Annotated in this window: 19 protein-coding genes; 4 read left to right on the forward strand and 15 right to left on the reverse strand. The window is 60.8% G+C overall.

Translation table 11 applies throughout. The features are described 5' to 3' along the window. Nucleotides 1-207: 207 nt before the first annotated feature. Both QIW53_RS23255 and QIW53_RS23260 read right to left on the reverse strand, forming a co-directional pair. The gene (locus tag QIW53_RS23255) at nt 208-2733 is read right to left on the reverse strand and encodes a PepSY domain-containing protein (RefSeq protein WP_371051920.1); all 2526 of its coding nucleotides are present in this window, start codon (nt 2731-2733) and stop codon (nt 208-210) included. Between the two features lie 266 nt (nt 2734-2999). Beyond that, the gene (locus QIW53_RS23260; RefSeq protein WP_371051921.1) at nt 3000-5300 is read right to left on the reverse strand and encodes a TonB-dependent receptor; all 2301 of its coding nucleotides are present in this window, start codon (nt 5298-5300) and stop codon (nt 3000-3002) included. 206 nt (nt 5301-5506) lie between these two features. Between QIW53_RS23260 and QIW53_RS23265 the strand changes: the two genes are divergently transcribed. Both QIW53_RS23265 and QIW53_RS23270 read left to right on the forward strand, forming a co-directional pair. Continuing rightward, nucleotides 5507-6187 carry a Fe2+-dependent dioxygenase gene (locus QIW53_RS23265; protein WP_371051922.1) on the forward strand — a complete coding sequence of 227 codons (681 nt, stop codon included), beginning with the start codon at nt 5507-5509 and terminating at the stop codon, nt 6185-6187. After that, nucleotides 6184-6951 (forward strand): tetratricopeptide repeat protein, encoded by a 768-nt coding sequence (locus QIW53_RS23270; protein WP_371051923.1) that lies wholly within the window; start codon nt 6184-6186, stop codon nt 6949-6951. The genes QIW53_RS23265 and QIW53_RS23270 overlap by 4 nt, the downstream gene beginning before the upstream one ends. 168 nt (nt 6952-7119) lie before the next feature. On the opposite strand, the gene QIW53_RS23275 is transcribed toward QIW53_RS23270, so the two are convergent. From QIW53_RS23275 to QIW53_RS23295, 5 genes are all read right to left on the reverse strand, one after another. Continuing rightward, nucleotides 7120-8283 carry a type III PLP-dependent enzyme gene (locus tag QIW53_RS23275; protein WP_371051924.1) on the reverse strand — a complete coding sequence of 388 codons (1164 nt, stop codon included), beginning with the start codon at nt 8281-8283 and terminating at the stop codon, nt 7120-7122. Nucleotides 8284-8895: 612 nt separating this feature from the next. Then, nucleotides 8896-10053 (reverse strand): osmoprotectant ABC transporter ATP-binding protein OsmV, encoded by a 1158-nt coding sequence (locus tag QIW53_RS23280; RefSeq protein ID WP_371051925.1) that lies wholly within the window; start codon nt 10051-10053, stop codon nt 8896-8898. Beyond that, nucleotides 10050-10703 (reverse strand): ABC transporter permease, encoded by a 654-nt coding sequence (locus QIW53_RS23285; RefSeq protein ID WP_371051926.1) that lies wholly within the window; start codon nt 10701-10703, stop codon nt 10050-10052. Before QIW53_RS23285 ends, QIW53_RS23280 begins: the two co-directional genes overlap by 4 nt. Nucleotides 10704-10716: 13 nt before the next feature. Then, nucleotides 10717-11610, reverse strand: a complete 894-nt coding sequence (locus QIW53_RS23290) for a glycine betaine ABC transporter substrate-binding protein (RefSeq protein ID WP_371051927.1) — start codon at nt 11608-11610, stop codon at nt 10717-10719. 20 nt (nt 11611-11630) lie between these two features. Next, the gene (locus QIW53_RS23295) at nt 11631-12347 is read right to left on the reverse strand and encodes an ABC transporter permease (protein ID WP_371051928.1); all 717 of its coding nucleotides are present in this window, start codon (nt 12345-12347) and stop codon (nt 11631-11633) included. Nucleotides 12348-12789: 442 nt separating this feature from the next. On the opposite strand from QIW53_RS23295, the gene QIW53_RS23300 reads away from it, so the two are divergent. Together QIW53_RS23300 and QIW53_RS23305 are read left to right on the forward strand one after the other, a co-directional pair. Continuing rightward, complete coding sequence (locus QIW53_RS23300; protein WP_371051929.1) at nt 12790-14373, forward strand: peptide chain release factor 3; 1584 nt, start codon at nt 12790-12792, stop codon at nt 14371-14373. A 461-nt stretch (nt 14374-14834) separates the two neighbouring features. Continuing rightward, complete coding sequence (locus tag QIW53_RS23305; RefSeq protein WP_371051930.1) at nt 14835-15089, forward strand: hypothetical protein; 255 nt, start codon at nt 14835-14837, stop codon at nt 15087-15089. Between the two features lie 133 nt (nt 15090-15222). Here the strand turns inward: QIW53_RS23305 and QIW53_RS23310 are convergent, their stop codons facing one another. The 8 genes from QIW53_RS23310 to QIW53_RS23345 all read right to left on the reverse strand — a co-directional run bounded on the left by QIW53_RS23310 (nt 15223) and on the right by QIW53_RS23345 (nt 26004). Beyond that, the gene (locus QIW53_RS23310; protein WP_371051931.1) at nt 15223-16191 is read right to left on the reverse strand and encodes a peptide ABC transporter ATP-binding protein; all 969 of its coding nucleotides are present in this window, start codon (nt 16189-16191) and stop codon (nt 15223-15225) included. Beyond that, nucleotides 16191-17159: an ABC transporter ATP-binding protein gene (locus tag QIW53_RS23315; protein WP_371051932.1), complete on the reverse strand. Its 969-nt coding sequence runs from the start codon at nt 17157-17159 to the stop codon at nt 16191-16193. The genes QIW53_RS23310 and QIW53_RS23315 overlap by 1 nt, the downstream gene beginning before the upstream one ends. A 10-nt stretch (nt 17160-17169) precedes the next feature. Then, the gene (locus QIW53_RS23320) at nt 17170-18093 is read right to left on the reverse strand and encodes an ABC transporter permease subunit (protein WP_371051933.1); all 924 of its coding nucleotides are present in this window, start codon (nt 18091-18093) and stop codon (nt 17170-17172) included. 11 nt (nt 18094-18104) lie between these two features. Next, a complete protein-coding gene (locus QIW53_RS23325; RefSeq protein WP_371051934.1) occupies nt 18105-19115 on the reverse strand; it encodes an ABC transporter permease subunit in 1011 nt (336 codons plus the stop codon). A 74-nt stretch (nt 19116-19189) separates the two neighbouring features. Then, a complete protein-coding gene (locus tag QIW53_RS23330) occupies nt 19190-20785 on the reverse strand; it encodes an ABC transporter substrate-binding protein (RefSeq protein WP_371051935.1) in 1596 nt (531 codons plus the stop codon). An 80-nt stretch (nt 20786-20865) separates the two neighbouring features. Then, nucleotides 20866-22299, reverse strand: a complete 1434-nt coding sequence (locus QIW53_RS23335; RefSeq protein WP_371051936.1) for an OprD family porin — start codon at nt 22297-22299, stop codon at nt 20866-20868. Between the two features lie 175 nt (nt 22300-22474). Further along, complete coding sequence (locus QIW53_RS23340; RefSeq protein ID WP_371051937.1) at nt 22475-24076, reverse strand: ABC transporter substrate-binding protein; 1602 nt, start codon at nt 24074-24076, stop codon at nt 22475-22477. 302 nt (nt 24077-24378) lie between these two features. After that, complete coding sequence (locus tag QIW53_RS23345; protein ID WP_371051938.1) at nt 24379-26004, reverse strand: ABC transporter substrate-binding protein; 1626 nt, start codon at nt 26002-26004, stop codon at nt 24379-24381. Between the last annotated feature and the right edge of the window lie 141 nt (nt 26005-26145).

The following is a 26145-nucleotide window of genomic DNA, read 5'->3' on the forward strand; positions in this document are numbered from 1 at the left end:
TTTTTGGGGTGTTCACTCTGTCCAGGAACTACCCGATTCACTGTGGGAGCGGGCTTGCTCGCGATGGCGGAGTGTCAGGCGCCATGGATGTTGGCAGTGAGGGCCTCATCGCGGGCAAGCCCGCTCCCACAGGTTTTTGGGGTGTTCACTCTGTCCAGGAACTACCCGATTCACTGTGGGAGCGGGCTTGCTCGCGATGGCGGTTTGTCAGTAGACGTCTCGGCGGTAGCGGCCCTGTTCGATCAGTTGCTCGACTTCTGCGGCGCCGAGGACGTCGTTGAGTACCTGGTCCACGCCGCTGGCCATGCCTTCCAGGCTGCCGCAGACGTAGAGCATCGCGCCGTCGGCCAGCCATTGCTTCAGTTCATCGGCAGATTCGCGCAGGCGATCCTGAACGTAGATCTTCTCGGCCTGGTCCCGGGAGAAGGCCAGGTCCAGGCGCTCGATATCCCCTGAAATCAACCACTCCTGCAGTTCATCGCGGCACAGGAAGTCGTGCTCGCGATTGCGCTCGCCGAACAGCAGCCAATGGCGCTGTTGCCCGTCGGCAATCCGCGCCTTGAGCAAGCTGCGAAGGCCCGCCAGGCCGGTGCCGTTGCCGACCAGTATCATCGGCACCGGCTCGACCGGCAGATGGAAACCGCTGTTGCGTCGCACCCGCAGGCTGATGCTGCTGCCCACTGGCGCGTGTTCGGTCAGCCAGCCGGAGCCAATGCCCAGGCTGCCATCCGCGTGCAGTTGTTGGCGCACGATCAGTTCCAGCACGCCATCGGCGGCAATCGAGGCGATGGAGTATTCGCGCATGGCCAGAGGCACCAGCGCATCGACCAGGGCCTGGGCATGCAGGCCGACCAGGTGGGCGCGGTTTTCCGGCAGTTGGCGACTGGCGAGCGCCTGTTCCAGTGGCTGCGACAAGCCGTCGAGCAGCACCGTTGCCCGTCCTTCGAGCCCCAGGCCGTCCAGGAAATGTTCGATGGCCCATGGGCAGTTGCGCGGCAGCACTTCCACCAGGTCACCGGCCAGCCAACTGCTGGTGGTCGGGGCGCGCAGGCCGAGCAGGTAGACCGGCGCGCCGCTGCTGTCGGGGTTCATCAGGTCGCGACGCACCAGCGTCCAGGGTTCGTAGCTCGGTGCCTGCCAGGTGTCCACGGGTGCCTGTCCGGTCAGCAGGCCCAGCTGTTGCTGCCAGTGACGCAAGGCGTAGGGGTCGCCGCTGTCCACTTCCACCGGGGTGAACAGGCTCTTGCCGCCGTGCTCGCCCAACCAGTTGTGCAGACGCCGGGCGAATCCGCAGAAGTGCTGATACTGACGATCGCCCAGGCCCAGCACTGCGTAGTTCAGCCGCTCCAGGCTCAACGCCCGGCCCAGCACCTTGCGTTCGAATCCGCGAGCGCTGTCCGGCGCGTCGCCGTCGCCGAAGGTGCTGACCACGAACAGCGCGTTGTTCGATTCCCGCAGATCCTGTTCGCTCAGGCTCGCCAGCGGCTGCACCTTCACCGGCAACCCGGCGGCCTGCAACTGGCCGGCGGTCTGCCAGGCCAGTTGCTCGGCAAATCCGCTCTGGCTGGCGAAGCCGATCAGCCACGCCGGGGTGTTGCCGCCCGGCTGCGTCAGGCCCTGGCGGGCTTGCCTGATCTGGCGCTTCTTGCGGCGGCGATCGAGGTAGAGCATCCAGCCGGTGATGAAAAACAGCGGCATGGTCAGCGCGGTGAGCGTCAGGATGATGCGCCCGCCAATCCCGAAGAAGCTGCCGGTGTGCAGGGCATAAATGCTGGTCAGCAGTTGCGCCTTGAAGCTCTTGTCGCTGTAGCGGTCGTGCCGTTTGATCTCGCCGGTGGCCGGGTCCAGGGTGATCTGGTTCAGCGCCCGGTCATGGGGCGAGTCTTTCAACAGGTAGAACACGGTCGCCGGTTGTCCGGCCACGGGCGGCATGCGGGTGTTGTAGAAACTCAGGTCGGGACCCGCCGCGCTGTAGATGCTGCTCCACATGGCCGAGTAATCGGCGACCGGCGCCGGGCCGACCGGCGCCGGACCGCGATTGCGCACGCGTTCGTTCTGCGGTGCGTCGGAGAGCAATCGGGTCAGGCCCTTGCTGTACCACTCGTAGGACCAGAATAGCCCGGTCAGCGCAGAGAAGAGGTAAAACACCAGGCACCAGGTGCCCGCAACGGAATGCAGGTCCCAGTTGAAGCTGCGGCCTTTTTTCTTCCAGTCCAGGGTCAGCCAGGCGCGCCAGCTTTTCCACTGGCGGGGCCAGCGCAGGTAGAGGCCGGACAGACAGAAGAACACCAGGATCAGTGTGCAGGCACCGGTGATCTGGCGCCCGCTGTCGCCCATGGCGAGGAATCGGTGCAACTGCAGCATCAGGCCGAAGAATTGCTGGCCGCTCGCTTCGCCCAGCAGTTCGCCGGTGTACGGATCGAAGAAACGCATGGGGCCGCGACGTTCACCCGGCGGCGGAGTGAAGAAGGCCCGGGCGGCGATGTCGCTGTCGATGTCGACCGAGAGCATCGAGACCTTCAGGCCGGTGGCCGCTTCGACTTTCGCCACCAGTTCGGCGGGCGGCAGCACACCGGCGACCTGCTTCTGCACCTGCAGGACAGAAGGGTTCACCGCGTACAGGATTTCATCCTGAAACGAGACCATTGCCCCGGTGATGCCCATCAGGGCCAGGACCAGCCCGGCACTGATGCCAAAAAACCAGTGCAACTGGAACAGGGTTTTCTTCAACACGTCGCTCGCCTTGTTCGTTCTAAAGTGGTCATCACGGCGCGCATTATGATGCCGTGGGTTGTCGAGAAACATTGTTTTTCACACGCAAAAGCCCTGTTCATGTGGATGAACAGGGCTGTCCGCTTTTCCCGATTCTGTAGGAGCGAGGGGGACGCCTAGTCCATGCTCGCGATGGACGTCAACGATGACGCTGGATGCCTGACACCCCGCAGCGTTCTCGAGTTCATCGCGAGCATGCTCGCTCCTACAGGTTCGGGGTGGTGCTTTTAGAAGTGGAAATTGGTACTCAGCAACGCCGTACGACCGGCCGCCTGGTTGGCGAAGTGGGTCGAGAAGGCTTTGTCGTAATAGGTTTCGTCGGTCAGGTTCTGCACGTTCAGTTGCAGGTCGATGTTCCTGGTCAGCTTGTAGGCGGCCATCGCATCGTAGCGAACGTAGGAGTCGACCATGGTGGTGTTCGCCGTGTTGCCAAAGACGTCATCCACGTAGAACGCTCCGCCGCCGATGGTCAGCTTCGGAGTGACTTGATAAGTCGTCCACAGGCTGGCGCTGTTTTTCGGGGTGTTCGGCAGTTGATTGCCGTTGTTGGCCCTGTTGGCAGGCATATCACCGCCATCGACCTGTTCACTGTCCATGTAGGCGTAACCGGCGAACACTTGCCATTTGTCGGTCAGCTTGCCGCTGGCCGACAGCTCGATACCCTGCACGCGGGTCTTGCCGGCGTTTTCGTACGTCGTGGTGTTGACCTGGACGCGGGCGTTTTCCTTCTCGGTGCGGAACACGTCGGCCGTCAGCGACAGGCGATCGTTGAAGAAGTCCCATTTGGTGCCGATTTCGTAGTTCTTGGTGGTTTCCGGCTCCATGTCGCTGCTCAAGAGATTGCCGCTGCGATCCGGGGTGCCGCTCAGCGGGTTACCGTCCTGACCTTCACCCAGCGTGGCGCCCGGTGGTGTCGCCGACGTCGCATAAGAGGCGTAGACGCTGCCGTTCGGTGCCGGCTTGTAGACCACGCCGAACTGACCGGTGACGAATTCACTGACGTCATCGCCCTTGTAGGTTGTCGCGCCGGCTGCGGTGTAGCTTTTGTATTCGGTGTCGAAATGGTCGTAACGCAGGCCCATGTTCACCAGCCATTGCTCGGACAGTTCCAGGGTGTCGAACACATAAAGCGCATAGGTGTTGGCTTCGGTGTCCGTGCCAGCGTAGTTGCGCGAAATCGCGCCGTTCCATGGATCGTTCGGGTTCGGGTTCGACAGCGAGGTGCAGTTGTAACCGGTCGATGCGCCAACCGGGCAGACCGTGGTGTTGCCAGTCCTGAAACCGGTCGCGGTCGCGACGTTGTAGCTGCTTCTCTCCGAGGTTTCGTTCGACAGTTCGATGCCGGTGGAGAAGCTGTTCTTGAAGCCGGCGATGTAGACGTCACCGAACAGGTCGGTCTGGTTGGTGGTCGTCTCGGTGTTGCTGACGCGGCTGTTGGCACGCCGCCAGACCGTGCCCCGGTTGACGTTGCCCTGGCTGTCATCCGGCTGGGTCAAAATGTAATCCTGCATGCTGGTGCCGTGGCGCAGGGTGTTCTTGATCGTCAGCGCGTCGGTCAGGTCATGTTCGATGGCGAAGGTCGCGGTGTCGGTGCGGCCCTTGCGGAAGTCGCGGTCGTTCAAACCGTAGAAGTTGCTGCTGTCGCCACCGTCGTCTGGCTTGTCCGGGTTGGCCTTGGTGCGCGGTGACGAGAACGAATACGGAATGCCCGAATCCGGTGTGTCGTTGCTTTCCAGGTGGTAGTAATCGAGATTCACGCGGGTGTCGGTGCCCAGGCCGAACACCAGGGACGGCGCGATGCCCCAACGATCGAAATCGACGCTGTCGCGACCGGCGACATTGCTTTCGTGGCTCATCAGGTTCAGGCGGCCTGCCGCAGTGTCGGTGAACTGGTAGTTGCCATCGAAGGTGTAACGCTGGGTCTGGTCCGAACCCCAGGTGAAGCCACCGTCGAGGGAGTTGCCCAGGTGGGCTTTCTTGCTCACCAGGTTGATCGTGCCGCCGGCCGCGCCACGGCCGCCAATCGCCGAATTCGGGCCCTTGCTGACTTCGATCGATTCCACGGCGAAGATCTCGCGGCTCTGCGAACCGGTGTCGCGCACGCCGTCCAGGTAGGTATCACCCTGGGCATCGAAACCGCGAATGAATGGACGGTCGCCCTGTGGGTTACCGCCTTCACCGGCGCCGAAGGTGATGCCGGGAACCGTGCGCAGGGCGTCCTGCATGTTCAGCGCGCCGGTGTCCTTGAGCACTTGTTGCGGAATGACGGTGACCGAGCGCGGCGTGTCGACCAGCGGTGCAGTGTACTTGGGCGAAGACGCTTTCTCGACGTTGTAGCTGGTCGCGTCCTGGGCCTCGCCGGTGATGGCCGTGGCATCCAGGGCGATCGCGCCGTTGGGTGCCTTTTCGTCAGTCTTCTCGGCGGCGAACACCAAGTGGCCTGCGGAGCCGGCGGTGAGTGCCACGCCAATCGCCGAGGCGAGCAAACGCGGTGAACTGACAGGTAATTGTGCTGGTTGGCGCGACATCTGAATTTTCCTTCCCCAAGGATTCGAGGCCGCGGAATATAGGGTAGACGCGTCTTTGTATCAATTGCGAAACGTTACTATTCGCACTGAATTTACATTCTTTACAATTTGCCCTTACGGTTTTTGATGATTCATTCGTCCGGTGGGTTTTACACTGGCAATAAGAATCAATACCATCGCCATCCTTTTGCCTCCAGGTACTTTCCATGCTGCTGCACATCAAGGGCTTGTTCACCAAAGAAGAGGTGCAGCGCATTCGCGAGGCTCTGGAACAAGCCGATTGGGCCGACGGCAAGATCACGGCCGGGTATCAGTCGGCCAAGGCCAAGCACAATCTGCAATTGCCCGAAGGTCATCCGCTGGCCAAGGAGATCGGCGCGGCGATGATCGAGCGGCTGTGGAAAAACCCGCTGTTCATGTCGGCGGCGTTACCGCACAAGGTCTTCCCACCGTTGGTGAACTGTTACACGGCAGGCGGCAGTTTCGATTTCCACATCGACAACGCCGTGCGCCAGCCCAAGGGCAGCGTCGAGCGGGTGCGTACCGACCTGTCCTCGACGCTGTTTTTCAGCGAGCCCGAGGATTACGACGGCGGTGAGCTGGAAATCCAGGACACTTACGGCGTACAGCGGGTGAAGTTGCCGGCGGGCGATATGGTCCTGTACCCGGGCACCAGCCTGCACAAGGTCAACGCCGTGACCCGAGGCACGCGGTTCGCTTCGTTCTTCTGGACGCAAAGCCTGGTCCGCGAAGACAGCCAGCGCGCATTGCTGTTCGAAATGGACGGGGCGATCCAGCAATTGACCCAGGACCTGCCTGACCATCCATCACTGGTTCGCCTGACCGGCACCTATCACAACCTGCTGCGTCGTTGGGTCGAGGTATGAATTTTCAACTGCGCCGCGAGGAAGTGCTCGACGGCGACCAGCTCAAGGCGATGCTTGAGGAAAGTCCTGCCAGCGCCGCCCAGGCCATCCTGATCGCCGCGCGCGCAGGTGTGCTCGACGCTCAAGCGTTGCTCGGACAAATCCTGCTGGACGGGCAGGGCATCGAACTGGACCAAAGGCTGGCGCTGCGCTGGTTCGAGATCGCGGCACAGGGCGGGCACCTGATGGCCCGCAACATGCTCGGTCGTTGCCATGAGCATGGCTGGGGTTGCGTGGCCGATGCCGCCGTCGCCGCCCGGCACTATGGCGTTGCTGCCGATGCCGGGCTGGATTGGGCGATGTACAACTACGCCAACCTGCTGGCGACCGGACGGGGTGGAGTCGAGGATCAGGTGCAGGCGCTGAGCCTTTATCGACGTGCCGCGCAGTTGGGCCACGCGAAGTCGATGAACTTGCTGGGGCGATACCTGGAGGAGGGGCGGTTCTGTCCAGCGGACCCGGCGGGCGCTGTGCACTGGTACCGACGTTCGGCCCTCGGCGGCGATTTCCGTGGGCAGTTCAGTTATGCGGCGGTGTTGGCGAGTGAAGGCAACCTCGATGAGGCGCTGGATTGGTTACGCAAGGCGCTGGTCGGCGGCAATCTGAATTTCCTGCGGGTGGCGAGCCAGTCGTTGCTGGGCGCCACCGATCCACAGATCCGTGCCCTGGCAGCCGACTACGCCGAACGCTGCGCTGAACTCGAGCAGACGCTAACCCCCTTGTAGGAGCGAGCACGCTCGCGATGGTCTTGAACGATGACGCTGGGTGCCTGATACCCCGCGGCGCCCTTGAGTCCATCGCGAGCATGCTCGCTCCTACAGGGGGTACGATCTACAGGTGCACAAAAAAGCCCATGACAGGTCATGTCATGGGCTTTTCAATGCCTGCAGCGTTTACACGTAGAACGATTTCAGCGGCGGGAAGCCATTGAATTCAACGGCGCTGTAGCTGGTGGTGTAGGCGCCGGTCGACAGCCAGTACAGGCGATCGCCGATGGCCAGGTTCAGCGGCAGGCCATATTTGTAGTTTTCGTACATGATGTCGGCGCTGTCGCAGGTAGGACCGGCGATGACCACTTCTTCCATCTCGCCTTTCTTCTCGGTCCAGATCGGGAACTTGATCGCTTCGTCCATGGTTTCGATCAGGCCGGAGAACTTGCCCACATCCGTGTACACCCAACGCTCGACGGCGGTACGGGATTTACGCGCGACCAGCACCACTTCGCTGACCAGGATGCCGGCGTTGGCGATCAGCGAACGGCCTGGCTCCAGAATGATTTCCGGCAGGTCGTCACCGAAGTCTTCCTTGAGGAAGCGGATGATTTCCTCGGCATAGGTTTCCAGGCTGTTGGTGCGGGTAATGTAGTTGGCCGGGAAGCCGCCGCCCATGTTGATCAGCTTGAGGTGGATGCCGTCTTCTTCCTTCAGGCGTTCGAAGATCACCTTGACCTTGGCGATCGCCGCGTCCCAGACGCTGATGTCGCGCTGTTGCGAGCCAACGTGGAACGAGATGCCGTAAGGCACCAGCCCCAGGTCGCGGGCGAGGATCAACAGGTCCATGGCCATGTCGGTCTGGCAGCCGAATTTGCGCGACAGCGGCCAGTCAGCCGTGGTCGAACCTTCGGTGAGAATACGCACATAGACTTTCGAGCCCGGTGCAGCCTTGGCGATGTTGCGCAGGTCGGCTTCGGAGTCGGTGGAGAACAGGCGCACACCCTTCTCGTAGAAGTACCGGATATCCTTGGATTTCTTGATGGTGTTGCCGTAGCTGATGCGATCGGGACTGACGCCGCGATCCAGCACCTTGTCCAGCTCGTAGATCGAGGCGATGTCGAAGCTCGAGCCTTTCTCTTTGAGCAGGTCGATGATTTCCACGGCCGGGTTGGCCTTGACCGCGTAGTAGACCTTGGCGAATTCGAAACCGGCGCGCAGGTCATCGTAGGCCTGGGCGATCATCGCGGTGTCGATCACCACGAACGGGGTTTCTTGCTTGTCGGCGAACGCCTTCATTTTCTGAAAGGTTTCGCGCGCGAAATAGTCTTCGACCTGGATCGACATGCTGGGAACTCCTACTGGCAAACTGAAAAAATCAATGGGTGCAAATGAACGCCCTCCGTATCCCCACTTTGGTTCGCCTACTTCCCAAGGCATTGCCGCCGAAAGCAAAAAGGCCACGGGATGTGCAGCGTTCCCTTGGCCTTGCTGTCTCGTCGTCAGTACTTGAGCCGGATGGATCGTTTCCAGCATGGACGTTCGGCGCGAACTTTAGGGCGTGAGGGGCCTGAGATCAACTAAAAATGTCGCGTTTTTGCACTCTTCTGACGTGCGTGACCGACATCACTCTTTGTAGCGGACAGAGATGACGGGCAGATGTTCCCGAACACTTTGAAGGTGTTAAAAATACCTGCACGTTCGACGCTTATGTGCGCCAGATCATGGATAACTATGATGGCGTCAACATCGGCGACGTTGGCGGCGAGAGATAGGATTTGGTTGTCTAATGGAGTGTTGCGAAGGGCTGCTCACGTCAGTGAGTGTTGATATTTCTTGCCGGCTGCTCCAGCAAGCTGATTTTCAGGATGTCCCGCCCTCATCGCGGGCAAGCCCGCTCCCACAGGGTTCGAGTGGGAGCGGGCTTGCTCTGGGCGGCACTCCGACGATGGCGTCCGATCAGACGGCCGCAGCCTCCGCTGGCGAAACGATGCTGGTCTTGCCGCCACGGGATTTACCGGAGCTCAGGTATTCGGCAATCGATTCTTGGGTCACTTCCCCGAGGAACACGCGCTCGGCATCCATCACCGGCAACCACGAGCGGTTGAACTCGTACATGCGCGACAGCAGGATGCGCAGGTGTTCGTCGTACGCCGCCGTGGCATTGAACTCACGCAGGTACTGCGCGCAGGTACCGGTCTGACGGTGCAGGTCGCGGCGTCGTACATACCCCATCGCCTTGTTCTCGCCATCCGTGACCACGACATACCGACGGTCATGTTCATCCATCAACTCCAGCGCCTCGGCCACCGGGGTTTCCGGGCTCACCGATGGGGCGTTGTCCGCCGCGTCCTCGGCCTTCACCAGCAGCAGGCGCTTGAGGGTGCTGTCCTGGCCTACGAAGTTGCTGACGAACTCGTCCGCCGGGTGCGCGAGCAGCGTGTCCGGATGGTCGATCTGCAACAGCTTGCCGGAGCGGAAAATCGCGATCTTGTCGCCGAGCTTGATCGCCTCGTCGATGTCGTGGCTGACCATGATCACGGTCTTGTTCAACGCGCGCTGCATCTCGAAGAATTCGTTCTGGATCATCTCGCGGTTGATCGGGTCGACCGCGCCGAACGGTTCGTCCATCAGCAGCAGCGGGGCGTCGGCGGCCAGTGCGCGAATTACGCCGATGCGTTGCTGCTGACCACCGGACAACTCACGCGGGTAGCGATGCAGATACTGCTTGGGTTCGAGCTTGATCATGCTCATCAGTTCGCGAGCGCGCTCGTGGCATCTCTGTTTGTCCCAGCCGAGCAGTTTCGGCACGACCACGATGTTCTCCTCGATGGTCATGTTCGGGAACAGACCGATCTGCTGGATCACATAGCCGATGTTGCGCCGCAGGGTCACTTCGTCGAGGTCGGTGGTGTCTTCGCCGTTGATGAGGATCTTGCCCGAGGTCGGCTTGATCAGGCGGTTGATCATTTTCAGCGTGGTGCTTTTGCCGCAACCCGATGGCCCGAGGAACACGCAGATCTCGCCTTCGTTGACGGTCAGGCTCACAGAGTCCACGGCCTTCACGTCTTTGCCGTTGCTTTGGAAGGTCTTGCTGAGGTTTTGAAGTTCGATCATTTCAGGAGTCCTTTTGGAGTCAACGAGCGTTGCAGCAGTTGCAGGGCGAGGTCGGCGGCGATGGCCAGCAGGCTGACCAGCACGGCGCCGACGATCAGCATCGACATGTCGCTGCGGCTGATGGAGGCCAGGATGAGTACGCCGAGGCCGCCGGCGCCGATGGTGGCGGCGATGGTCATGACGCCGATGTTCATCACCACGGCGGTGCGCACGCCGGCGAGGATCACCGGCACCGCGATCGGCAGCTCGACCATGCGCAGGCGCTGGCCGAAGGTCATGCCGATGCCGCGTGCGGCTTCGCGAATGCCCGGTTCGACGCCGGTCAGCGCCAGGTAGGTGTTGCGCATGATCGGCAACAGTGAATAAAGGAACACGGCGGTGATCGCCGGCATCGGTCCCAGGCCCTGGCCGAACTTGGAGTAGAACGGCAGCAGCAGGCCGAACAGCGCGATCGACGGCACGGTCAGCAGCACGGTGGCGCTGGCTTGCAGAGGGCCGGCAAGGCTGGGGAAGCGCGTCATCAGGATGCCCAGCGGCACGCCGATCACAATCGCCAGGGTCACCGCGATGCCGACCAGGGTGATGTGCTGCCAGGTCAGGTGCAGCACTTGCTGCCAATCGAGGTGGGAAAAGGCGTTGATAAATTCCATGTCTTTTCCTTTATCAGTTCAAGGGATGTTGGCGCAGGAAATCGGCGGCAACGGCGGAAGGGCTTTGGTGATCGACGTCCACCCGCGCGTTGAGCTGGCGCATGGTTTCGTCGTCGAACAGTTCGGCCAGCGGCTTGAGCTCTTCGGCCAGTTTCGGATGCGCATCGAGAAACGCCTGACGCACCACCGGTGCAGCGGTGTAGTCCGGGAAGTAGTGCTTGTCGTCTTCGAGCAGTTTCAGGTTGAAGGCGTTCAAGCGACCGTCGGTGGTGTAGACCAGTCCGGCGAATACCTGCCCGTTGCGCAGCGCGGTGTAGACCAGGCCAGCGTCCATCTGGCGGATGTTCTTGCGCGTGAGGTTCATGCCGTACAGCTCGACCATGCCGGCCAGACCGTCGGAGCGGTTGGCGAACTCGGTGTCCAGAGCCACGAGGTGGTTGGTCTTGGCCTCGGCTTGCAGCACTTCGTTGAGCTGGCTGATGGTGTTGATCTGCGGGTATTCGTCCGCGACGTTTTTCGGCAGTGCCAAGGCGTAGGTGTTACTGAATTTCGACGGCGTCAGCCAGACCAGGCCTTTTTTCGCGTCGAGTTCTTTCACCCGGGCGTAGGACTGCGCGCTGTCGAGTTTTTCGGTGACGTGGTTGTAGGCCACCAGCGATACACCGGTGTATTCCCAGAGCATGTCCAGTTGGCCACTTTCGTGGGCGCTGCGCGCCAGGTTGCTGCCCAGCCCGCCAGTGACCTGCACGTTGTAGCCCTTGGTGCGCAGGTATTGCGAAGTGATTTCCGCCAGCAGGGTCTGTTCGGTGAACACCCGGGCGCCGATGCGCAGCAGCGGTTTTTCAGCGGCTTGGGCAAATCCTGCGAACAGCAGAACGCAGCCTAACAACAAGCTAAATCTTTTCATGAGAATTCCTTGGCCGAGGCTTAAGACGGGCGCAGGCCGCGTTCGAGCCAGAGTCGGCTGGCCAGTGTCACCAGACCGTCGAGCAGCAAGGCCAGCAGGGCGGTGCACGCCGCGCCGAGCACCAGTTGCGGCTGATTGTTCAGGGCGATGCCAGGGAAAATCAGGCTGCCCAGGCTGTTGGCTCCAATCAGGAACGCCAGTGGCGCTGTCCCGACGTTGATCGCCAACGCCACGCGCACGCCACCGATGATGATCGGCACGGCGTTCGGCAGCTCGACTTTCCACAGCACCTGGCGCGGCGTCATGCCGATGCCGACGGCGGCTTCCTTGAGGGAGCCCTGGACGTTTTTCAGGCCTTCGTAGGTGTTGCGCACGATGGGCAGCAACGAGGCGAGGAACAGGGCGAAGATGGCGGGGCCACTGCCGATGCCCAGAATGCCCAGGGCGATGGCGAGTACGGCGAGCGGCGGCACGGTGTTGCCGATGTTGAAGATCTGCATGAAGCGCTCAGCGCGGCCGACCATCGACGGGCGGCTGAGAAAAATCCCGGCAGGGATGCCCACCACAAGGGCGGCCAGCATGGAGGCGAGGACAAGCACCAGGTGGGCTTGCAGGTAGAACAGTAAATCGTCGCGGTAATGTTCGATCGTATTGATACCGATCCAGTGGATCAGCAGGGCCAGGAGGACGATTACCAGCGCGCCTCCTATCAGCCCTTTGCCATAGCGAATAGCCACAGGCGGACTCCTTTTATTTCAGTCGGCGCACGCCCTTCCGTGTGGCATGCCATGCCTGGCTGCCGGAAAAGTCGTACGCGAAAAGCAGCTCATGCCGAATGCACACAGTCATGTAGGAGCGAGCATGCTCGCGATGGAGGCACATTCACCGCGGGGTGTCTGGCAGCCAACGTTATCGTTGACGTCCATCGCGAGCATGCTCGCTGCTACAGGGAGTACGTACGGCTTTTGAGCCATGAGCACAGCCTCGTCAGGCTGCTTTTGCAGGTGTTTCAGTCCCCTGACGAGTGGTCGTTACGGGGGAGTGGACGTCTCCGTGCTTTAAAAGGTTCCCATCTGCAGAAGCATTTGGCCACCCCTAATGTGCTCAACGGTTCGGTTCTTCGATCAACTTGGGCTATAATCTGCGCCCTTTTTTGAATCACCTGCCAGGCGATTTCCCATGACCAAACAGGCCGCCGAAGTCGCGAAACGCCGCACTTTTGCCATCATTTCCCACCCCGATGCCGGTAAAACCACCATCACCGAGAAGCTCCTGCTGATGGGCAAGGCGATTGCGGTGGCCGGCACGGTGAAATCCCGCAAGTCCGACCGCCATGCCACCTCCGACTGGATGGAAATGGAAAAGCAGCGGGGTATCTCGATTACCACGTCGGTCATGCAGTTCCCGTATCGCGAGCACATGATCAACCTGCTCGACACCCCGGGCCACGAAGACTTCTCCGAAGATACCTATCGCACCCTGACGGCGGTGGACTCGGCGTTGATGGTGCTCGACGGCGGTAAGGGCGTAGAGCCACGGACCATCGCGCTGATGGACGTCTGCCGACTGCGCGACACGCCGATTGTCAGCTTCATCAACAAACTCGACCGTGACATCCGCGACCCGATCGAACTGCTCGACGAGATCGAAGCGGTCCTCAAGATCAAGGCCGCGCCGATCACCTGGCCGATCGGTTGCTATCGCGATTTCAAAGGCGTGTATCACCTGGCCGACGACTACATCATCGTCTACACCCCCGGCCATGGCCATGAACGCACCGAGACCCGGATCATCGAGAAGCTCGACTCCGACGAGGCGCGCGCGCACCTGGGTGACGAGTACGAACGCTTCCTCGAGCAGCTCGAACTGGTGCAGGGCGCCTGCCACGAGTTCAACCAGCAGGAGTTCATCGACGGCCAACTGACCCCGGTGTTCTTCGGTACCGCGCTGGGCAACTTCGGTGTCGATCACGTCCTCGATGCCGTGGTCGACTGGGCGCCGCGCCCGCTGCCGCGCGTGGCCAACGAGCGCACCGTGGAGCCGGTGGAGGAGAAGTTCTCGGGCTTCATCTTCAAGATCCAGGCGAACATGGACCCCAAGCACCGCGACCGTATCGCCTTCATGCGCATCTGCTCCGGCAAGTACGAAAAAGGCATGAAGATGCGCCACGTGCGCACCGGCAAGGACGTGCGCATCGGCGACGCCCTGACCTTCTTCTCCTCCGAGCGTGAGCAACTGGAAGAGGCTTACGCCGGCGACATCATCGGCCTGCACAACCACGGCACGATCCAGATCGGCGACACCTTCAGCGAAGGCGAAACCCTGGGCTTCACCGGCATCCCGCACTTTGCCCCGGAACTGTTCCGCCGCGTGCGCCTGCGTGACCCGCTGAAATCCAAGCAACTGCGCCAGGGCCTCCAGCAACTGGCCGAGGAAGGCGCGACCCAGGTGTTCTTCCCCGAACGCAGCAACGACATCATCCTCGGCGCTGTCGGTGTGCTGCAGTTCGATGTGGTGGCCAGCCGCCTGAAAGAGGAATACAAGGTGGAATGCTCCTACGAGCCGATCACCGTCTACTCTGCGCGCTGGATCGAATGCGCCGACAAGAAGAAGCTCGAGGAATTCTCCAACAAGGCCGTGGAAAACCTGGCACTCGACGGCGGCGGTCACCTGACCTACCTCGCCCCGACCCGGGTCAACCTGGCCCTGATGGAAGAGCGCTGGCCAGACGTGAAATTCCGCGCAACGCGTGAACATCACTAAACGCTGAGCTGAAACACCCAAAACCCCGGTCGCCAAAGCGCCGGGGTTTTTTATTGTCATCACCATCCCCTGTAGGAGCGAGCATGCTCGCGAAGAACGCCCAGACACCGCAGGCATCCAGACAGCCCACGTCATCGTTGACGACCATCGCGAGCGTGCTCGCTCCTACAAGTTCTGCCATGGTCCCGGTTATTGCGAACGCAACCTCTGTAGGAGCGAGCATGCTCGCGAAGAACGCGCAGACACCGCTGGCATCCAGACAGCCCACGTCATCGTTGACGACCATCGCGAGCGTGCTCGCTCCTACAGGGGGAGTGCGGTTTTGGAATAAGGGTAAGTCAGAACAAGTCTGTCGATTGCTTGCATTTCCGTGATGCGCTGGCTGTCCTATCTGGAGACCCGGGTTGTTCGCGTGCGAGTGCAGTACCCGGATGGGCACTATGGGCAGGAGGGAATCGGTTATGAACAGGTTGTTTCGCATTTTATTGATGTTGAAGGTGTTGGTGATGCTGTCTTTCGGCACGTCGATGGCCTGGGCCGAGTGCGAGGAGCATGACACGCAGGCGTCGAGCGGGCAGGTGGGGCATGCACAGATGATGATTGCCAAGTCCGAATCGGAACCGGGTGATCAGGGGCAGGGTGGCAGTTCGGGCGATGATGATTCGATGGACGATCCGGGTGCTGATGACGCGGATGAGGATGATAGTCAGACTTGACCGGCTGCAAACGACGCAACCTTGTGGGAGCGGGCTTGCTCGCGATGGCGGTGTGTCAGTCAACATAGATATAGACTGACACACCGCCATCGCGAGCAAGCCCGCTCCCACAGGTTATTGCATCAAGTTTTAGTTACAAAAACTGCTCCGCGTAGTGGCAAGCCACCTGACGGCTGTCCAATGGACGCAGCAGCGGCTCTTCAGTGCTGCAGCGCTCGGTCGCGTACGGGCAGCGCTTGTGGAAGGCGCAGCCCGGCGGCGGGTTCAGCGGGTTGGGCAGCTCGCCGACGATCTTGATTTTCGGCTTCGACGGGTCCGGGTGGATGGTCGGGGTCGCCGACAGCAGCGCCTGGGTGTAGGGGTGCAGCGGACGGGCGTAGATGTCTTCCTTGGGACCGATTTCCACCGGGCGACCGAGGTACATCACCATCACGTCATCGGCCACGTGCTGGACCACGGCCAGGTTGTGGGAGATGAACACGTAGCCGGTGTTGAACTCCTGCTGCATGTCCATGAACAGGTTCAGCACCTGCGCCTGAATCGACACGTCCAGCGCCGAGGTCGGTTCGTCCGCCACCAGCACCTTGGGTTGCAGCATCATCGCGCGGGCCAGGGCGATCCGCTGGCGCTGACCGCCGGAGAACATGTGCGGATAACGCTGGTAGTGCTCGGGACGCAAGCCGACCTGCTTCATCATCGCCTGGACTTTCTCACGACGTTCGGCGGCGCTCAGGTTGGTGTTGATCAGCAGCGGCTCGGCCAGTTGATCACCGATCTTCTGCCGGGGGTTGAGCGAGGCGTACGGGCTCTGGAACACCATCTGCACGTCTTTGCGCAGTTGCTTGCGCTGGGCCTTGTCGGCGCCGGCCACTTCCTGGCCGGCGATTTTCAGCGAGCCCGAGGACGGTTCTTCGATCAGCGTCAGCGCGCGGGCCAGGGTGGATTTGCCGCACCCGGATTCACCCACGACGGCCAGGGTCTTGCCGGCTTCCAGTTCGAACGACACGCCGTTAAGGGCGCGCACGGTGGCGTGGCCCTTGAACAGGCCACGGGACACTTCGTAGTGACGGGTGAGGTCGCGGGCGGTAAGTACGACGGCCATTACGCCACCTCCTGGTTCAGCGGGTAGAAGCAGCGGGCGAGGCTGTTGCTTTTCGGGTCAAGGGCCGGACGCTGCGCGCGGCAGTTGTCCTGCACGTACGGGCAGCGCGGCGACAGCAGGCAGCCTTGCGGACGGTCGTAGCGGCCCGGCACGATGCCCGGCAGGGTCGACAGGCGCGAGGCCCCGAGGCTGTGCTCCGGAATCGCCTTGAGCAGCGCTTCGCTGTACGGGTGCGCCGGGATGTCGAACAGTTGCGGCACATGGCCAACTTCGACGGCTTGACCTGCGTACATCACACAGACGCGCTGGGCGGTTTCAGCCACGACTGCGAGGTCGTGGGTGATCAGCACCAGGCCCATGTTCTGCTCTTTCTGCAACGCCAGCAGCAGCTCCATGATCTGCGCCTGGATGGTCACGTCGAGGGCGGTGGTCGGTTCGTCGGCGATCAGCAACTTTGGCTCGCCGGCAATCGCCATGGCGATTGCAACACGCTGGCTCATGCCGCCGGACAATTGATGCGGGTAGGCGTCCATACGGCTGGCCGCGCCCGGGATTTCAACTTTTTCCAGCAGTTCGATGGCCCGCTTGCGCGCGGCCTTGCCGGACATGTTCAGGTGCAGGCGCAGGACTTCTTCGATCTGGAAACCGACGGTGTAGCTCGGGTTCAGCGCGGTCATCGGGTCCTGGAAGACCATCGCCAGGTCCTTGCCGACGATCTGGCGGCGCTGGCGGCTGCTGAGCTTGAGCATGTTCTGGCCGTCGAAGCTCAGGGAATCGGCGGTGACGATTCCCGGGTGCTCGATCAGGCCCATCAGCGCCATCATGGTCACGGACTTGCCGGAACCGGACTCGCCAACGATGGCCAGCACTTCGCCCTTGTCCACCTTGAGGTCGAGGCCATCGACCACGGGTGTGGCGTTCTTGTCGCCGAAGCGAACGTTGAGATTCTTGATTTCTAGCAGTGACATGGGAATCTCCTCAGGCGGCGTTCTTGAGTTTCGGGTCCAGCGCATCGCGCAGGCCGTCGCCCATCAAGTTGATTGCCAGCACGCTGAGCAAAATGGTCAGACCCGGCAGGCTCACGACCCACCAGGCGCGTTCGATGTAGTCACGGGCCGAAGCCAGCATGGTGCCCCACTCAGGCGTTGGCGGTTGTACGCCAAGGCCGAGGAAGCCCAGGGCAGCGGCGTCGAGAATCGCCGAGGAGAAACTCAGGGTCGCCTGAACGATCAGCGGCGCCATGCAGTTGGGCAGCACGGTGATGAACATCAGGCGCGGCAGGCCGGCACCGGCCAGGCGTGCAGCGGTCACGTAGTCGCGGTTCAGCTCGCCCATGACGGCGGCGCGGGTCAGGCGAACGTAGGACGGCAGCGAAACCACGGCGATGGCGATCACGGTGTTGATCAGGCCTGGGCCGAGGATGGCGACGATCGCCACGGCCAGCAGCAGCGAAGGCAGGGCCAGCATGATGTCCATCAGGCGCATGATGGTCGGGCCGAGCAACTTCGGGAAGAAGCCGGCGAACAGGCCGAGCAGGATGCCCGGGATCAGCGACATCACCACCGACGACAGGCCGATCAGCAGCGACAGGCGCGAACCCTGGATCAGGCGCGACAGCAGGTCACGTCCCAGCTCGTCGGTGCCGAGCAGGAATTGCAGTTGCCCGCCTTCGAGCCAGGCCGGTGGAGTCAGCAGGAAGTCACGGTATTGCTCGCTCGGGTTATGCGGCGCGACCCACGGCGCGAAGATCGCGCAGAAGATCACCAGCAACATGAACATCAGGCCGGCGACGGCCCCTTTGTTCCTGGCGAACGCTTGCCAGAACTCTTTGTACGGCGACGGATACAGCAGGCTTTGATCCGCCGAGGTGGCGGTGGCTACTGAGGAAGTTGGAGTGCTCATGAATATTGACCTCAGCGCTGATGACGGATGCGTGGGTTGGCAAAGCCGTAGAGGATGTCCACCACGAAGTTGACCAGAATCACCAGGCAGGCGATTAACAGGATGCCGTTTTGTACAACCGGGTAGTCACGGGCGCCGATGGCTTCGATCAGCCATTTGCCGATGCCCGGCCAGGAGAAGATGGTTTCGGTCAGGACCGCACCGGCCAGCAGGGTGCCGACTTGCAGGCCGACCACTGTCAGCACCGGAATCAGCGCGTTGCGCAGGCCGTGCACGAATACTACGCGCGCCGGCGACAGGCCTTTGGCCCGGGCGGTACGGATGTAGTCTTCGCGCAGCACTTCGAGCATCGACGAACGGGTCATGCGCGCGATCACCGCCAGCGGGATGGTGCCCAGCACGATGGCCGGCAGGATCAGGTGATGCAGGGCATCGAGGAAGGCGCCTTCCTCGTCGGCCAGCAGCGTGTCGATCAGCATGAAGCCGGTGCGCGGCTCGATGTCGTACAGCAGGTCGATGCGCCCGGACACCGGGGTCCAGCCCAGGGACACCGAGAAGAACATGATCAGGATCAGGCCCCACCAGAAGATCGGCATTGAATACCCGGTCAGGGAGATGCCCATCACCCCGTGGTCGAACAAGGATCCTCGCTTGAGGGCCGCGATCACCCCGGCCAGGAGGCCCAGGATGCCGGCGAACAGCAGCGCGGCCATGGACAGTTCCAGAGTCGCGGGGAAGAGGGAGGTGAACTCGGTCCATACGCTTTCACGGGTACGCAGGGATTCCCCGAGGTCGCCGTGGGCCAGTTTGCCGATGTAATCCAGGTACTGGGCGTAAAGGGGTTTGTTCAGACCAAGGCGTTCCATTGCCTGAGCGTGCATTTCGGGATCGACCCGACGTTCTCCCATCATGACTTCCACAGGATCGCCAGGGATCATGCGAATCAACGCAAAAGTCAGCAACGTGATGCCGAAGAACGTGGGGATCAGTAACCCCAGTCGGCGGGCAATAAAACTAAACATCGTGTGGTGTACCTCATCAGCCGGTTAGGCGTGCCTGGTGTCCCTGGGGTCAGGGACACCGGGAGTTTTCTTATTTACTTCACCTGGGTGGTGGCGAAGTTATTCGTGGTGAGGGGGCTAATGTGATAGCCCTCTACGTTGTTGCGCATTGCGGTGAACATTCTAGTGTGCGCGATGCTGATCCATGGCTGATCCTGGTTAAAAAGCACCTGGGCCTGTTCATACAAGGCTGCACGCTCGGCCGGGTCGGTTTTTTCCCGGGCCTGATCGAGCAGGGTTTGAAACTTGTCGTTACACCAGCGGGCGTAGTTTTCGCCGTTTTTGGCCGCCTCGCAACTCAGAAGAGGCGTGAGGAAGTTATCCGGGTCGCCGTTATCACCGGCCCATCCGGCTGAAACCAGGTCGTGCTCGCCGTTTTTCGCGCGCTTGAGCATTTCGCCCCATTCCATCACGCGAATGTCGATCTTGATCCCGACCTTGGCCAGGTCAGCCTGCATCATCTGCGCGCCGAGCATCGGGTTGGGGTTGGTCGGACCGCCACCGTTGCGGGTGAACAGGGTGAAGGTGGTGCCTTCCGGTACGCCGGCTTCCTTGAGCAGGGCACGGGCCTTGTCGAGGTCGCGGGTCGGGTTTTTCAGCGTGTGGTTGTAGCCTAGCAGGGTGTCGGGGTACGGGTTGACAGCCACGGTGGCGTTACCCTTGCCAAACAGCGCGTTGACCGCCGCTTCCTTGTCGAACGCGATGTCGATGGCTTTGCGCACGCGCACGTCGCTCAAGTATTTGTGCGAAGTATTCATGGCGATGTAGGCAACGGTCATTGCGTTGAGTTCATCGACTTTCAGCTTCGGATCGTTCTTGATGCTCGGAATGTCATCGGGCTTGGGATACAGGGCGATCTGGCACTCGTTGGCCTTGAGCTTCTGCAGACGCACGTTGTTGTCGGTGGCGATCGCCAGGATCAGCGAGTCGGCCGGGGCCTTGCCACGGAAGTACTCCGGGTTGGCCTTGAAGCGAACCTGGGCGTCCTTGTTGTAGCGCTGGAAGATGAACGGCCCGGTGCCGATTGGCTTGCTGTTCAGGTCGCCGGTCTTGCCGGCCTTGAGCAACTGGTCGGCGTATTCGGCAGGGTAGATCGAGGAGAACGCCATGGCGATGTCGGCCAGGAATGGCGCTTCGCGGCGGGTCAGGGTGAATTTGACCGTGTTGTCGTCGACTTTCTCGACGCTTTTGAGCAGTTCCTTGAAGCCCATGCTTTCAAAGTAGGGGAAGCCCACGCTGGACTTGTCGTGCCACGGATGTTTCGGGTCCAGCTGGCGCTGGAAGCTCCAGACCACATCGTCGGCGTTCATGTCGCGGGTCGGCTTGAAGTATTCAGTGGTGTGGAACTTGACGCCCTTGCGCAGATGGAAGGTGTAGCTCAGGCCGTCTTCGCTGATGTCCCAGGACTCGGCCAGTGCCGGCACGACATCGGTGGTGCCGGGCTTGAAATCTGCCAGGCGATTGAAGATGGTTTCGGCCACCGCGTCGGCTGTGACTGCAGTCGTGTATTGAACCATGTCGAAGCCTTCCGGACTGGCTTCGGTGCAAACCACCAGGGGCTTGGCCGCTGCGCCAACCGCAACACTCAGCAAGGCGGCCGCGATGGCCGCACGTAGGGGAAGCATTTTCATCAAGAACCCTCTGCAATCGGTTAAGAGGACAAAAGCCGAACGGCCGATTCATCGCTGAATCAGCCGTTCGGCCGGGTGCATTACAAAATGTTGAACGGGATGGTGGTCACGAGGCGGAACTCGTTGATGCTGCCATCGGATTGGTTTTCACTGGCGCGGTGAGTCGTGTAGGTCGCGCGGATGGCGGTGGCTTTCAGCGGGCCGCTTTGTACTGCGTAGGAAGCACCAATGCCGTACTCGTAATGGTGTTCGCCGTCCTGGATTTGGATGCCGTCGTAGCCTTTGTCGGCGACGCCTTTGTTGCCGTTGTAGTGAGTACCGTCGATACCCCAGCCGCGAGCCTGGTAGATGTTGAACTTCAGGCCTGGTACGCCGTACTCGGCCATGTTCAGACCATAGGCGATCTGGAACGATTTTTCGTTCGGGCCGTTGAAGTCAGACAGCAGGGAGTTGGCCAGGTAGATGCCGTTGGTTTCGTGCAGGTAGTCGAAGTACTCGTTACCGTTAATTTCCTGGTACGAGAAGGTCAGGCTGTGGGCCTGGTGGGTCAGTCCGAACGACAGCGAGTAGGTATCGTTGTCGATGTCGCCGATCAGAGCCTTACCATCTTCCTGAGTTTTGTAGTAGTTCAGGCCGGTGGTCAGGCTGAGTACTTGGCTGTCACCCAGCACGTGGGTTGCGCCGAAGTAGTACTGGTTCCACAAGTCTTCGGCCTGAGTGGCCCAGAGGCTGGTGGTCAGACTGGCGAACGGGGTGTAGGTGATGCCGCCAGTGTAAACGTGGTCAGCTTCTGCGCGGCCATTGGCGTATTCGGCGCGGAATTTCTGCAGGCTCTGCTCCATACGTGGGGACGCACGGTCGAAGGTCGCGAAATCGAAAGTCAGATTTTCCAGTTCGGCAACGTTCAGGCTCACACCTTCGAAGCTCGAAGGCAGCGCGCGGTTGCCGATGCTGTCGACTTGCGGGCTGCTATAGCTCTGGCGACCGGCTGTCAGCGTGCTGTTGGAGAAGCGTGCCTTGACGTTGGCCAGTCCGAGTTTGCTCCATTGGCCTACCGCGTCACCGCCTTTCTCGGTCAGCGTACGGTTGTTCCCCGAGGAAGGGCCGGTTTTGGGAGCGCCACCGTTGCCTGCGGCCAGATCTTCGCGGTCGCGGTCCAGGGCAATGGCGTTGTACGCAGCGATTTCGGTACTGAAACCGATTGTGCCCTCGGTGAAGCCAGAGTTGTACTTGAGAATCGTACCCTGCACCCAGTTGATACGGCGGTCTGTGTCGAGCAGCGCGCCATTCTTGTTGTACTTAAATTTGCCGTCACGCTTCAATTGCTCGTTGGCATACCAGTTACGGGTGGTACCACCGAGGGACTGGCCATCGATGAAGCCGGTCGCTTCGCTCTGTGCACTTTTCTCTTTCACGGTGACCGGTGTGAACGCCTGGCTCTGGGTTTCCGCGTAAGCCGTGGCGGTGATGCTGCTGATGGCCAGGGCCAGTATCGCGGTGCTGCTCAGTTTCATGGGTGAAGCTCCTTAACTTTCTTTTTTTTATGCCGGTTTTTTTTGTGGTCCGGCTACTTGGTTGGAACTCATTCACGCAAAGCAAACGTTTGCTCAGCCCCAAATGGGCGATTTACGGCAATGCGCTTGCGTGAGGGTGCAGTGCACCCCCAAGCGTTTTCAGCTACACGGTTGGTTATTTTTCGATGCTGACACCCGAGAACACGTTGCGGCCGAACGGGCTTGATTTGAAGCCTTCGACTTTGGCGCTCAACGGCTGGTTGACCGTCGAATGGGCGATAGGTGTGATCGGCACCTGTTGCTTGAGCAGTTGCTGGGCCTGTTTGTAGAGCACGGTGCGCTGGTCGCGATCGGTGACGATCTTGGCCTGCTTGATCAGCTTGTCGTAAGCCGGGTCACACCATTGGGAGTAGTTGTTGCCGCCGATGGCATCGCAGCTGTAGAGCGTGCCGAGCCAGTTGTCCGGGTCCCCGTTGTCGCCGGTCCAGCCGATCAGGCTGATGTCGTGTTCGCCATTCTTGGTGCGCTTGATGTACTCGCCCCATTCGTAGCTGACGATCTTCACCTTGAGGCCGATCTTCGCCCAGTCGGCCTGGAGCATTTCGGCCATCAGCTTGGCGTTCGGGTTGTAGGGGCGCTGGACCGGCATCGCCCACAGGGTGATTTCAGTGCCTTCCTTGACGCCGGCGGCCTTGAGCAGCTCCTTGGCTTTTTCCGGGTTGTAGGCGGCGTCCTTGATGGTGTCGTCGTAGGACCATTGGGTCGGCGGCATGGCGTTGACCGCCAGTTGGCCGGCGCCCTGGTAAACGGCGTTGAGAATACCCTGCTTGTTCACCGCCATGTCCAGCGCCTGGCGCACTTCGAGCTGGTCGAACGGTTTGTGGCGCACGTTGTAGGAGATGTAGCCGAGGTTGAAACCAGGCTTCTCGATGAGCGTGAGTTTCGGGTCGTTCTTCAGGGCGTCGACATCAGCCGGGCGAGGGTGCAGGGTGACCTGGCACTCGTTGGCCTTGAGTTTCTGCACCCGTACCGAGGCGTCGGTGTTGATGGAGAAAATCAGGTTGTCGAGTTTGACCCGGCTCTGGTCCCAGTAATGCTTGTTGCCGGTGTAGCGGATGTTGGAATCTTTCTGGTAACTCTTGAACACGAACGGCCCGGTGCCGATCGGCTTCTGGTTGATTTCGCTCGGTTTGCCCGATGCCAGCAACTGGTCGGCGTATTCGGCGGACAGGATGGAGGCGAAGCTCATGGCGATATTCTGGATGAACGCGGCGTCCACGCTGTTGAGCGTCATGACCACGGTCAGCGGCCCGGTCTTCTCGACCTTGGCGATGTTCTTGTTCAGGCTCATCCCGTTGAAATACGGGAATTCGGTCGGGTAAGCCTTACGGAAAGGCTGCTGCGGATCGAGCATGCGGTTGAAGGTGAACAGCACGTCGTCGGCGTTGAAGTCACGGGTCGGCGTGAAGTACTTGGTGGTGTGGAACTTCACCCCTTCGCGCAGGTGGAAGGTGTAGGTCAGGCCGTCTTCGGAGATATCCCAACTCTTCGCCAGCCCCGGGACCACATTGGTGGCGCCCTTTTCGAACTCGGCCAGGCGGTTGTACAGCGGCTCGGCAGCATCGTTATCGGTTGCAGTGGTGTACTGCGCCGTGTCGAAGCCCGCCGGGCTGCCTTCGGAGCAGAACACCAGGCTGCCGTTGGCGGCCTGGCTGATGGAGCTGGCGGCCAGCAGGCCGGTGCCCAGCAATGCGGATAAAACCAAGGTATGGCGCATGACGCTTCCTTTTTCTCACTCAGTGTTTTCAACAGGAAACCGACCTGTCCAGGGACAGGTGGCTTCTGTGCGTTCAATCCCTGACGACAGCAATAACCGGTAGCCCACGCGTGAGCTGGTCAGATCCCGACGGTAGAAGCCGTGGGTCCGGCAGTAAATGCGAAAAAGCCTCAGAGCTTGTAGGAAATGGCAACACGTCCGAAACCGCCGCCGTAATACTCGGCGGATTAGGTTGTAGGCAATTTCCTAAAGTACCGGCAGATAAAAGGCGGCGACGTCAGGAACGTCGCCGCCTCAGGACCTTACTTGCTGACGCTGACGCCGTAGAAGGAGTTCAAGCCAAATGGGCTGATCTTGAAGTCCTGCACGTTGGCGCGCATGGGTTGGAACACCGTCGAGTGAGCGATAGGTGTCATTGGCACAGCATCCTTGAGGATGTGTTGCGCCTGCTTGTAGAGTTCGGTGCGCTTGGCCTGGTCGGACGTGCGCTTGGCTTCTTTCACGGTGTCGTCGAACTTCTTGTCGCACCACTTGGAGAAGTTGTTGCCTTCCAGCGAGTCGCAGCCGAACAGCACGTTGAGCCAGTTGTCCGGGTCACCGTTGTCACCGCTCCAGCCAATCAGCATCGCGCCGTTTTCGCCACCTTTGGAGCGCTTGATGTACTCGCCCCACTCGTAGCTCTGGATCTTGACCTTCAGACCGATCTTGGCCCAGTCAGACTGCAGCATTTCTGCCATCAGCTTGGCGTTCGGGTTGTACGGACGCTGTACCGGCATGGCCCACAGAACGATCTCGGTGCCTTCCTTGACGCCCGCTTCCTTGAGCAGCTCCTTGGCTTTCTCAGGGTCGTACTTGGCATCCTTGATGGTGGTGTCGTAGGACCACTGGGTCGGCGGCATGGCGTTGACCGCCAGTTGGCCGGCGCCCTGATACACGGAATCGATGATCTGCTGCTTGTTCACCGCCATGTCCATGGCCTGGCGCACTTTCAGCTGGGACATCGGGTTCGGCTTGTCGTCGCCCTTGATCTTGTCCATCACGTTGTAGGCGATGTAGCCAAGGTTGAAGCCTGCCTGGTCAGGCATCTTCAGGTCCTTGTCTTCCTTCAGCGCCTTCAGGTCGGCCGGGCGCGGGAACAGGGTGACCTGGCACTCGTTCTTCTTCAGCTTCTGGATACGCACCGACGGGTCGGTGGTGATGGCGAAGATCAGGTTGTCGATCTTCACGTCGTCAGGCTTCCAGTAGTCCTTGTTGCCGGTGTAGCGGATGTTGGAGTCTTTCTGGTAGCTCTTGAACACGAACGGGCCAGTGCCGACCGGCTTCTGGTTAATGTCCGCGGCCTTGCCCTGCTTGAGCAGTTGGGCGGCGTATTCGGCGGACTGGATCGAGGCGAAGCTCATGGCCATGTTCTGGATGAACGCAGCGTCGACGTCCTTCAGGGTGAACCTGACGGTGTGCTCGTCGACTTTGTCGATCTTGGTGATGTTGGTGTCCATCCCCATGTCGGTGAAGTACGGGAATTCGGTCGGGTACGCCTTACGGAACGGATCATCCTTGTTGATCATGCGATTGAAGGTGAACAGCACGTCGTCGGCGTTGAAATCGCGAGTCGGCTTGAAGTACGGGGTGGTGTGGAACTTGACGCCATCACGCAGATGGAAGGTGTAGGTCAGGCCGTCCGGGGAGACGTCCCAGCTGGTCGCCAGGCCAGGAATAACGGCGGTGCCACCGCGCTCGAACTGGGTCAGGCGGTTGAACATGGTTTCTGCAGAGGCGTCGAAGTCGGTTCCGGTGGTGTATTGACCTGGATCGAAACCGGCCGGGCTCCCTTCGGAGCAGAACACCAGGTTAGTCGCAGCTTGAGCGAAGGGTGCGCTAGCCAGCAGGCTGGCGCCGACTAAAAACGGAATGACCGCGTGTTTGAGCATGGTGGCCTCATGATTTGTTGTCATTTTTTGAATTTGAGGACGACCTTGTGAGTCGTGCCTGCGGATACTTATGCAGGGGCTGTACCCAATGCAATAACTTGAACCACTGCAAGCATGAAACGGTGGCACGAACGTACCTTA

The sequence above is a fragment of the Pseudomonas fluorescens genome, assembly GCF_041354075.1.
GTDB lineage: Bacteria > Pseudomonadota > Gammaproteobacteria > Pseudomonadales > Pseudomonadaceae > Aquipseudomonas > Aquipseudomonas fluorescens_CE.